Below are 10517 nucleotides of genomic sequence, written 5' to 3'. Positions count from 1 at the left end.
TGGAAGCCGCATAAGGGTTACTATTTAAAGCGTCCAAGTTTCGGGGCGCAGTTCACTTCTCGGGTACCCACCGGGGCTTCGCTGTATCCAGGACTCTCTGCGCCCAGCTACACGCCGGATATAGCTAACCACCAACCCGACGGCCGCTCGCCTACCCGGCGAACGGGTTCGGCGCGCCAATGTACTGCAGCTCGGTGTACTCTTCCAGACCCTCGGGGCCGCCCTCGCGGCCCATGCCGGATTGCTTCACGCCGCCGAAGGGTGCCGCCGCGTTCGAGATAACGCCGGAGTTGTAACCGATCAGACCGAACTCCAGACCAGCCGCCATGCGCGTAAATCGCGGATGGTTGCTCGTGTACACGTACGCAGCCAGACCGTACTCGGTGTCGTTGGCGAGCTTCAGGGCGGTGCGTTCACCCTCCTCACCGTAGCCGCTGAACGTGGCGATCGGTGCGACGGGGCCGAAGATTTCCTCACGCCACACGCGCATTGAATCGGTCACGCCGGTCAGCACGGTGGGGCGAATGAAGTTGCCCTTGTTGAGGTTCCTGGGCATGCCGCCGGTGTTGCCGTAAACCTCCGAGGGCAGCTCGGGAATGTACCCGCCGCAGGCGAGGAGCGCACCCTTACCCAGGGCGTCTTCGACCATAAAAAGCATGGATTCAACCGCTGAAGGTTGAATTAGCGGTCCACAGTCGGTTCCGTCGACGGTTCCGTCACCCACGACGGTCGCCTCCATGCGCTCCACGAAGGCGCGGGTGAACTCTTCGGCGATGTCCTCGTGCACGATGAATCGGTTAGCGGCGGTGCACGCCTCGCCCATATTCCTCATCTTCGCCGCGTAGGCGCCCTCCACGGCGGCGGGAATGTCCGCGTCCTCAAAGACGATGAACGGGGCGTTGCCGCCCAGCTCCATGGAGGTGCGCAGAACGTTCTGCGAGGCCTGCTCAAGCAGGGTGCGGCCCACGGCGGTGGAGCCGGTGAACGAGACCTTCCGCAGGCGCTCATCAGCCATCAGCGCGGAGACAACCTCACCGGTACGGGAGGTGGTCACCACGTTCAGCACGCCGTCCGGCAGGCCCGCCTCACGCATCAGGGAGGCGAAGTACAGGGAGCTGAGCGGGGTCAGGGAGGCGGGCTTGAGCACCGCGGTGCAGCCCGCCGCGAGCGCCGGGGCGACCTTGCGTGCCGCCATGGCGAGCGGGAAGTTCCAGGGGGTAATCAGCAGGCAGGGGCCGACGGGGCGGCGTACGGTGGTGATCTGCAGCCCGGATTCGGGGGCAACAGCGGTGCGGCCGAAGTTGCGGGCGGCTTCTTCGGCGTACCAGCGCAGGTAGTTTGCCGCGTAGGCGACTTCGCCGCGGGACTGGTCGAGGGGCTTGCCCATTTCGAGAGTCATGAGCCGGGCGATGACTTCGGTGCGCTGCGTCATGAGCGTGTAGGCGCGGTTGAGGATGTCGGCGCGTTCGCGGGCGCTGGTTGCCGCCCATGAGGTGCGGGCGTCGCAGGCGGCGTCGAGTGCTTCGACGCCCTGTTCGACGCTAGCGTCGGCGACGTGCGCGAGGATTTGGCCGCAGGAGGGGTTGTGCACGGGGAAGGAGCCGTTGTCGCCGGTGACCCAGCTGCCGCCGATGAGCAGGTCGGTGGGCACGTAGAAGAAGGGGTAGGAGGGCCGTTCGTACGGGTCGATGGGTTCACGCTGCGGCATGTTGATGCTTTGCATATGCGGTTCGGTGCGGCCTCGCAACTGGGCGGATTTCGCGGCGGGCTTTGCGGCGGGATTCTCGGCGGAGCTTTCGGGTGAGGTGGTCATGGCGTGCCTTTCGGGTTGGGGCGGCCGGTACGGTCGACTCTGACGCTTTTAATTCTAGTCCTGCACGCTCCCCTGCTCCTCGAACCGACCCGGCGGCTCGCTCCCCTCCCCCGCGCGCCTACACGCCCTTGTACGCCTTCTCCCCACCCAAAAGACCGCGGGCACGCTGAAGGGGGCCGCACCCGCTGTGGATGCGACCCCCTTCGGATAGATTCTCGCTCAGCGCGCGAGAATCCTAGCTGGGGATTATGGAAGGCGTTGCCCGGAAGGGATGCTCGGTGTTGCATCCGCTCTGCCCGGTATCCGTAATCTCACCGCTTAGCGGACGGTGAGGCGGGCACCCTGGTGGACTAGGCCCACCTGTTCTCTCAAATCCAGGACTGGCGTGCCTCGATGCGGGTCAGTTCCAGAGGACCACCGTCATTCGTGCCGTGGAAGCGGCCGAAGTGCACGTACGGGCCGCGGTAGGCGCTGTGGTTAATCGGGCTGGAGTACTGGCCGTTGACCGTGTAGTAGAAGCTGTTCTTGTTCAGCACGATCTTGCAGTTCAGTGCCTGGCCGGTGGTGACCTTCTGGCGCAGCTTCATGGTGTGCAGCACACGCGGGCTTGCCTGGTTCGGTTCGAAGCAGAGGATCTGCGCTACGGAGCCGCCGCGGTAGTTCGGGCGGATAGCGAGCACGTAGGTGCCGTCTTCCTGGTTTGCGGAGAACTTCTTGCCGATGCCGAAGGCGCCGTCGTGTTCACGACCGAACGCAATGTAGCCGTAGTGACCATCCTGCTTCGGCACTGCACTGGTCCACTTCATGGAGAAGTCGAGAGTGTACTTGTCGCGAGTGGTGTAGTTCGCCAGAGGGCCGAGCAGCACGGATTCGTCGTAGCGCTGGTTGTGCACGATGGCTGCGCCGGTCAGGTCGGGCATGTCCGCTGCGACGGAGGGGTCGGCGGGCAGCATGCCGTGGGGGCGCTTGCCGGTCTTAATCTTGACGCTGGCGTCAAAGGGGTCACCAATCACCCAGTAGGGGTCGGGGCACATGAAGCCCTTCACGCCCAGTGCCTTGTACTTTTCGTAGGCGGAGCGGCGGTGGATTTCCCAGACGATGACTGCCTTGCCGAGGCCGGTGAGGGCGCGTACGTTCTCTTCGCTCATGGAGCCGTGGGCTGCGCCGGTCGGCTTCTCGTAGTAGGGTACGCCGAGGGCATCCACGTTCTCGTGGCGTGCCATTGCGGAAATCTTGTCGATGGGGTCGCCGCCGTCGAAGTAGCACCAGGTGCCGCAGCCTGCGGAGTTGGCGAGCTTGAGGTACTTGGAGGTGGGGTTGAAGCCGCCGTTGCCGTCGCGGTACATCTTGATGACGGTGCGGCGCTGCAGGCCGCGTTCGGTGATGAACTTGATCAGGCCTGCCTGTGCGGGGCCGTCCTTCGCTTCGAGGAACAGCACGACCTTCTTGCCGCCGACGGAGGCGTATTCGCCGCCTGCGGGTACGGCGTCAACCGCGGCGATGGCCTCTTCGAGGGTGGGGATGTTGTACAGGTCGGTCTTTTCGCCCAGGTTCTTGCGCATGTTGACCTTGTACTGGCGCAGTTCGGCGAGGGTGTGGCCGCGCACGTCCATGGACGCACCGGTAGTGCGCTTGATGTTGGTGTCGTGCATGCAGACGAACTGGCCGTCGCTGGTGGTGCGTACAGAAATTTCGACGGCGAGGGCGCCTCGGCGTACGGATTCTGCGTAGGCGTAGGCGGTGTGCTCGGGGCTGATGTTGCCGGCGCCGCGGTGGGCGATGAAGAATTCATCGGTCTTGTAGAGCAGCTGATGTGCGGGGGAGCCGCTGTGTACTGCCGCGAGCTGTGCGCGGGTGTTGGCTGCGGCGTGGGCTTCGCCTGCCTGGAGCATGAGGGCGGCGGGTGCCAGTGCGGAGGCACCGATGAAGCCGCGGCGGCTCAGATTCTTAGAGGTCTTCGGGAATGCAGTCACCGTAGTGGTCCTTTTTTCGTTTATGAGTTGAGCGTAATGTGTGTGGTTGGTCATTGAAGTTTTGGTTATAGCTGAGGGTCCGGATTCTCTCAACTCAAACTGCAACTCTAAGTAGCATAACGATTTTTTATCGGTAATTCACTACGTTCACAGGCAAATAGGGTATTATGTGCGCCTCATTCTTGCCCGCCGTGTAATGCGGGTGATTGTGTTCCTCCTTTTCCGCCGCTTTTAATAGCGGCATTTCATATGGCGTTAAAAAATTTCTCGCGTAACGAAAAAGGCCGCACCTGTAGACTGATTGAGCCTGCAGGACGCGACCTTTTGCGTTAAACGTTTTTCAAAGGGTATTCACCCTTATTGAAGCTGAGCTATTTTCGCTGGTTCAGCTTACTTCTTGGATGCCTGAGCGACGCGGTCACCGGCTGCGACGGGGCGGCGGGACTCAGAGTCCTTGGAGATGTTGAACTTTGCGGTGTTGGTGATCATCACCATGGTTTCCTTGGAGGGGATGCGACCCTCGATTGCTGCCCAGTCTACCTCGATGATGGGGGCGCCTGCCTCAACCTTGTCGCCTACGTTAGCGATCTTGGTGAAGCCTTCGCCACCGAGCTCAACGGTGTCGATACCGATGTGTACCAGTACCTCGCCGCCGTTTTCGGTGCGGAGCATGAATGCGTGCAGGGTGTCCTGAATCAGTGCGATGGTGCCTGCAACGGGTGCGACGATGGTGCCTGCGGTGGGGTTCACTGCGTAGCCGTCGCCCATAACGCCCTGAGAGAAAACGGGGTCGGAGACTTCGCTCAGCGGCAGGTACTCGCCGGTAACAGGTGCGACGTAGACGTCTGCGGACGATGCTTCCTGTGCGGCAGCTTCCTTCTTCTTCTTGCCGAAACCGAACATATATGCTCCTTCTGGTCGTGTGGCGCTATGAATAGCGTGTATTTGTAGCGCTGATGCGTCCGCGTCGGATGCGGGCGTCGTTGCCTTCTTGGTTTCACACCGGGCGACGCCTGCCTGATTTGCAGGGTTCGCACACTCCGGTGCATATGCACTCAGAATACAACACCTAAACCCGTAGCTCACGAGCTGAGGGTCATTCGACTCGAATTCTGCAAATATTCCGCAAATCTGGAACTTCAACTCACACTTCTGCACTCTTGAGGTCGCGAGTACACTTAGTGAAGGACTGGCACCCCTCCCCCGAGCCGGTGCCCATAAGAGAGAAAAGGCTAAAAACTGATGACTGAAGCGGCTGAGACCGTTCTTGAAGTATTTATTCCGGGTCCCGGCGAGAACCCGGAGGATCCGCAGGATATGGAGCGCTCCGAGTTCCTGGGTGCCGCGCAGGAGGCGCTGGATTCGGGCGTGGACATTGAGGTGTACTCCACCGACTCCTACCCTTCCGCATTTGAAGAGTGCGCCCCCGTGGCGGAGCAGATTGAGATGAACGGCCGCGAGGTTCTGCCGCTCATGCTCGTCAACGGTGAGGTGAAGGTGTCCTTCTCCTACCCGACCGCCGAGCAGATTAAGCGTTTTGCGCGCGCCCACCTGGTCGCCCAGCCGAAGGCTAACGCGGCAGCTGCTGCGTGCGGCCCCTCCGGCTCCCCGGCGGCGTCGATGATTCCGAACCTGAGCCCCCTGGCGGAGCCCGCCGGTTTCGCGGCAACCCTGGCGGGTAAGGCACCCCAGCCGGTCGGCGGCCCCGAGATTGGCAACCGCGTGAACCTCATGGGTGGCGACACCGGCGACGGTATCCCCACCTCCGGTTCGGTGGCTGTGAAGTCCGGCGGCTGCGGATGCGGTGGTTGCGGCTGCGGCGGCAAGTAAACCCACCCCTGCCGGCAACGAGCGCCCGACTCACCCGGTTCTAAACTGCGCACCCAAAGAACTGCATAAACAAAGAGCGGTGCCCGCCTCCTCATGATGAGGAAGCGGGCACCGCTTTCGCTTAACGAAGCTTAGGTTCACACCCGGCAGCGGCTACAGGAGCCGCGGCGGGCGAACAGTACCTTACTTGATGGAGGTACCGACGGAACCGAGCTGCTGGCAAGCCTCGACCACGCGTGCGGCCATGCCTGCCTCTGCAGCTGCACCCCAAACGCGGGGGTCGTAGGTCTTCTTGTTGCCGACCTCGCCGTCAACCTTCAGCACACCGTCGTAGTTGCTGAACATGTGGCCAGCAACGGGGCGGGTGAATGCATACTGGGTGTCGGTGTCGATGTTCATCTTGATAACACCGTAGGACACTGCGTCTGCAATCTCCTGCTCGGTGGAGCCGGAGCCACCGTGGAAGACCAGGTAGAAGGGCTTGTCGCCCTTGCCGTACTTAGCGCCGACCTCGGTCTGGATTTCCTTGAGCAGCTCGGGGCGCAGGTGAACGTTACCGGGCTTGTACACGCCGTGAACGTTACCGAAGGTCAGAGCAGCCATGTAGGTGCCCTTCTCGCCCAGGCCGATTGCCTCAACGGTCTTGATTGCGTCTGCAACGGTGGTGTACAGGGAGTCGTCGATAGCGCCTTCAACGCCGTCTTCCTCGCCACCAACGGCACCAATCTCAACCTCGAGAACGAGCTTTGCCTTGGAGGTACGCTCGATCAGCTCAGCAGCAATCTTCAGGTTCTCGTCCAGGTCGATTGCGGAGCCGTCCCACATGTGGGAGTTGAAGATGGGGTCTTCACCGCGAGCAACAGCCTTCTCGGACTCTGCCAGCAGGGGCAGAACGAAGCCGTCCAGCTTGTCCTTGGGGCAGTGATCGGTGTGCAGTGCAATGTTCACGTCGTACTGCTTAGCAACTTCGCGTGCGTATGCTGCGAAGGCCAGGGAGCCAACGACCATGTCCTTCTTGGAAGCGCCGGACCAGTATGCTGCACCACCGGTGGATGCCTGGATGATGCCGTCCGAGCCAGCCTCTGCGAAGCCGCGGATTGCAGCATTCAGGGTCTGGGAGGAGGTCACGTTCACTGCGGGGTACGCGAAGCCCTTTTCCTTCGCGGTCTGCAGCATTTCTGCGTAAACTTCGGGGGTTGCAATAGCCATATGCTGACTCCTTGGATAGATGCGACCGGTTACCAATGTTGGGCCGGTTCACCATATTTTGTTGGCGCGCGAGACGCCTCCTACTCGCACTATTTTACCAAGATACGACTTATTTATCGTTAATTTTTTGTGGGTTTTTTTGGGTTTACTGCAGCGAAATTTCCGCGAAATACCGCGGTAAAGTAGAGGTGTTAATGACTTGATGTCTTCTGTGCGTGCAGGCCAGCGTACACATCACCCGGACGCGACGAAAGGAACCTCCCATGAGCAAGGCGAGCGCTAAAAATAATCCAAAACAGCTCGACGCGAAACGTGAGAAGCGTGCCCGCCAGGCGCAGCGTCGTGCTGAGCGTGAGCATCCGAATGCGGCGGCTATTGCGCCCGTGCGTGCCCAGTTGGATGAGGTTCTGGAGCGTAAGAGTCGGCATGTTTTGGGGCACGGCGATATGGCGAAATCCCTTGAGTTGATGGAGAAAATGCGTGATGAGGGGGCGAGCGACCATGAGATTGATGTGGCGCTTGCGGAGGCGAAGCTCCCCTCGGTCGTGCAGGTGGGTCGTAAGTCGTTGATGCGTTGGCCGAGCTGGTGGTGGTTGAATCGTCGTGAGCGTGCGTTGCGGGCGAAGATTGACCGCCTGATGGAGGGCTAGGTCCCTGTTTTGAATAGGTTGTGAGAGCACCCCGTTGTGGGTGCTCTTGTGCTGTGCGGTGGTGGGGTAATTGATTTTTTGGACTCGGGGTTCAATTAATCTATTTCACAAAACAATGAAAACCACACAATACAACATGAACCAAATATATTTATAAGATATGCATTATATGTATATAAATTGTTACGTGATGCGGGTTATATTTAGTCAAATTGCCGTGCTATAGTCGTTACAACTCACAGGCGTGTTCCCAACCACATTTCGTGTAGCACGTGCTTCAGACGTAACTATCCAAGGAGGTATAGCGTGAGCACCTCACCGAACAAGAACCCGCAGACTTCTGTAGCGGATCAGTACACTAAGCCCCCCACAGATGACCCGTTCGCACACGAACAGGAAGGCTTCCACAAGGGGCTTGGCGCACGTCAGCTCCAGATGATCGCCATCGGTTCCGCTATCGGTACCGGCCTGTTCCTGGGCACCGGTAGCCGCCTGCAGGACGCAGGCCCCATGCTCGCCGTTATCTACGCCGTCATCGGCTTCTTCGGCTACCTGATCCTTCGAGCCCTCGGCGAGCTGATCCTTCACCGCCCCTCCTCGGGCTCCTTCGTCTCCTACACCCGCGAATTCTACGGCGAAAAGGCCGCATTCGTATCCGGATGGCTGTACTGGCTGAACTGGGCAATGACCGCCGTTGCAGACGCCACCGCTATCGCTATCTACATCAGCTGGTTCGGTCGATACAACCAGTTCTTCGCAGATATTCCTCAGTGGCTTAGCGCATTCATCGTCGTTATCGTCACCGTGGCTCTGAACCTTATCTCCGTGAAGCTCTTCGGTGAGCTGGAATTCTGGTTCGCGCTCATTAAGATTCTTGCCCTGCTGTCCTTCATGGCGGTAGGTATCTGGTACCTGGTCTTCGGTGAACCCATCAACGGCGTCCGCCCCGGCCTTGAACTCATCGCTGCCAATGACGGCTTCTTCCCCAACGGCATTCTTCCCGCTCTTATCGTGGTTCAGGGCGTTGTGTTCGCCTACGCCGGTATTGAGCTGGTCGGCACCACCAGTGGTGAAACCAAGAACGTTGAGAAGGTTATCCCCCGCGCTATCAACACCGTGATCTGGCGTATCGCGATCTTCTACGTTGGTTCCGTGGTTCTGCTCTGCCTGCTCATGCCCTACACCGCATACAAGGACGCAGAGTCGCCGTTCGTGACCTTCTTCGACGCTATCGGCATTGACGGTACCGCACCGATTATGCAGCTGGTCGTTATTACCGCGGCTGCTTCCTCGCTGAACGCTGGCCTGTACTCCACCGGCCGTATCCTCCACTCGATGGGTGTTGCAGGTTCGGCACCGAAGTTCACCACCAAGGTATCCCGCTCCGGCGTTCCGGTGGCAGGTATTCTGCTGACCGGTGTGATTGGCCTCTTCGGTGTTGTGCTGAACTTCTTCGTTCCCGAGCAGGCGTTCGAGGTCGTGCTGAACATCGCATCCGTGGGCACCATGGCTAGCTGGGCGGCTATCGCTATGTCGCACCAGAAGTATCTGAAGCTGGTCGGTGAGGGCAAGTACAAGCGCCCCAACTACCGTGCACCCGGCGGTCGTTTCAGCGACTGGGCTGTGATGGCCTTCCTGGCTATTGTGCTGGTGCTGATGGCTCTGGATTACCCGGTCGGCACCTACACCCTGGCATCGCTGCTGCTGGTTATCCCGCTGCTGATTATCGGCTGGTACACGGTTCGTGACCGCGTCAACGAGATTGCTCGCGTCCGTGAAGGCTACACCGGTTCCGTGCCTGTGATTGCGGCCCGCCCCGTGGTGAAGAAGCTCGTTTCGGAGCCTCGTACCCACATTGACCTGGGTGAACTGGACATTGAGGACGAGGACAACCCGAAGGGCCACTAACCCGACCGGTTGCCTCCAATCCCGGTGACGGCAATGAGGGGGTTCTAGACCCCAGCCGCTAGACCCTCACCAATAGACTCTAGCCAATAGTCTCTAGAACCCCCTCCCTGCACGTCTTTCCGTGTTCGCTTCCGTATTACATCCGTGTAATACATCAAGCAAAGTACATATTTACAGCATTTCTAATACGGTGTGTCCTGCAATATATTTTGAGATAATAGATATCCACAGTGACCACCAGATGCACAAAGAAGTTTTGTGCAGATATTCAAAGGAGAAAATCATGACTGAACGTCCTAGCGCACACGCGGTGGAATTTGTTGACGTCGCCTCGATGGCGAAGTGGATTCAGAAGGACGGCGTAGGCAACATCATTGCCGGCATGGTCGACTTCCTCGAAGAAGACTTCAAGAAGTGGCAGAGCTTCGACAAGATTCCGCGCGTCGCCTCCCACACCCCCTTCGGTGTGATTGAGCTGATGCCCACCTCCGACAACATCACCTACTCCTTCAAGTACGTGAACGGCCACCCGTCAAACCCGGCACGCGGCTTCCAGACGGTGACCGCGTTCGGTCTGCTCGCTGACGTGGATAACGGCTACCCGGTGTTCCTGGCTGAGATGACCCTGCTGACCGCGCTGCGTACCGCCGGCGTGTCCGCCATGGTTGCTAAGCACCTGGCGCGCAAGGATTCGAAGAAGATGGCGATGATTGGTACCGGCTCGCAGTCTGAGTTCCAGGCGCTGGGTATGCGCGCGGTGCTCGGCATTGAGGACCTGTCCGTCTACGACATTGACCCGCACGCGATGGAGAAGTTCCGCCGCAACCTGGAGCCGCTGGGCTTCCGCATCCACCTGGCTAAGGACGTGGATGAGGCTGTTGAGGGTGCAGACATTATTACCACCTGCACCGCCGATAAGCAGCAGGCGAAGGTTCTGCTGGACCGCCAGGTGAAGCCCGGCGTGCACCTGAACGCTATTGGTGGCGACTGCCCCGGCAAGACTGAGCTGGAAAGCGAAATTCTGGACCGCTCCACCGTGTTTGTTGAGTTCCCGCCGCAGACCCGCATTGAGGGCGAGATTCAGCAGAAGGACCCGGACTTCCCGGTGGTGGAGTTCTGGAAGGTTCTGACCGG

General features: G+C 59.8%; 8 protein-coding genes. 4 read left to right on the top strand and 4 right to left on the bottom strand.

Going from position 1 to position 10517, the window contains the following annotated elements:
• Positions 1-151: 151 nt before the first annotated feature.
• The 3 genes from RQ593_RS09380 to RQ593_RS09370 form a co-directional block, all read right to left on the bottom strand.
• On the bottom strand, positions 152-1813 hold the full coding sequence (locus tag RQ593_RS09380; protein ID WP_311450476.1) for an NAD-dependent succinate-semialdehyde dehydrogenase: 1662 nt from the start codon (positions 1811-1813) through the stop codon (positions 152-154).
• Between the two features lie 368 nt (positions 1814-2181).
• Positions 2182-3786 carry a glycerophosphodiester phosphodiesterase family protein gene (locus RQ593_RS09375; RefSeq protein ID WP_311450475.1) on the bottom strand — a complete coding sequence of 535 codons (1605 nt, stop codon included), beginning with the start codon at positions 3784-3786 and terminating at the stop codon, positions 2182-2184.
• A 390-nt stretch (positions 3787-4176) separates the two neighbouring features.
• On the bottom strand, positions 4177-4689 hold the full coding sequence (locus RQ593_RS09370; RefSeq protein ID WP_049354085.1) for a PTS glucose transporter subunit IIA: 513 nt from the start codon (positions 4687-4689) through the stop codon (positions 4177-4179).
• A gap of 339 nt (positions 4690-5028) precedes the next feature.
• Here RQ593_RS09370 and RQ593_RS09365 point away from each other — a divergent pair, with 339 nt between their 5' ends.
• The gene (locus tag RQ593_RS09365; protein WP_070507398.1) at positions 5029-5616 is read left to right on the top strand and encodes an arsenic metallochaperone ArsD family protein; all 588 of its coding nucleotides are present in this window, start codon (positions 5029-5031) and stop codon (positions 5614-5616) included.
• Positions 5617-5799: 183 nt separating this feature from the next.
• Here the strand turns inward: RQ593_RS09365 and fbaA are convergent, their stop codons facing one another.
• The gene (gene fbaA / locus RQ593_RS09360) at positions 5800-6825 is read right to left on the bottom strand and encodes a class II fructose-bisphosphate aldolase (RefSeq protein WP_005504248.1); all 1026 of its coding nucleotides are present in this window, start codon (positions 6823-6825) and stop codon (positions 5800-5802) included.
• 263 nt (positions 6826-7088) lie between these two features.
• Between fbaA and RQ593_RS09355 the strand changes: the two genes are divergently transcribed.
• The 3 genes from RQ593_RS09355 to RQ593_RS09345 form a co-directional block, all read left to right on the top strand.
• Entirely contained in the window at positions 7089-7475 is a 387-nt protein-coding gene (locus RQ593_RS09355; RefSeq protein WP_049342000.1) for a hypothetical protein, read from the top strand.
• A 306-nt stretch (positions 7476-7781) separates the two neighbouring features.
• The gene (locus RQ593_RS09350) at positions 7782-9383 is read left to right on the top strand and encodes an amino acid permease (RefSeq protein ID WP_311450474.1); all 1602 of its coding nucleotides are present in this window, start codon (positions 7782-7784) and stop codon (positions 9381-9383) included.
• A 283-nt stretch (positions 9384-9666) separates the two neighbouring features.
• A partial coding sequence (locus tag RQ593_RS09345; protein ID WP_311450473.1) for an ornithine cyclodeaminase occupies positions 9667-10517 on the top strand: 851 nt, incomplete at its 3' end.

Origin of the sequence: uncultured Rothia sp., assembly GCF_963507905.1 — a bacterium.
In the GTDB taxonomy this organism is placed as follows: Bacteria; Actinomycetota; Actinomycetes; order Actinomycetales; family Micrococcaceae; genus Rothia.
Note: the sequence above shows the minus strand (reverse complement) of the source record. Positions and strands in the feature narration are given on the sequence as shown.

Excerpts from the sequence above, each read along its gene's own strand:
- RQ593_RS09380 (WP_311450476.1), bottom strand. The coding sequence starts at position 1,813 with ATGACCACCTCACCCGAAAGCTCCGCCGAGAATCCCGCCGCAAAGCCC.
- RQ593_RS09370 (WP_049354085.1), bottom strand. The coding sequence starts at position 4,689 with ATGTTCGGTTTCGGCAAGAAGAAGAAGGAAGCTGCCGCACAGGAAGCA.
- RQ593_RS09365 (WP_070507398.1), top strand. The coding sequence starts at position 5,029 with ATGACTGAAGCGGCTGAGACCGTTCTTGAAGTATTTATTCCGGGTCCC.
- fbaA (WP_005504248.1), bottom strand. The coding sequence starts at position 6,825 with ATGGCTATTGCAACCCCCGAAGTTTACGCAGAAATGCTGCAGACCGCG.
- RQ593_RS09355 (WP_049342000.1), top strand. The coding sequence starts at position 7,089 with ATGAGCAAGGCGAGCGCTAAAAATAATCCAAAACAGCTCGACGCGAAA.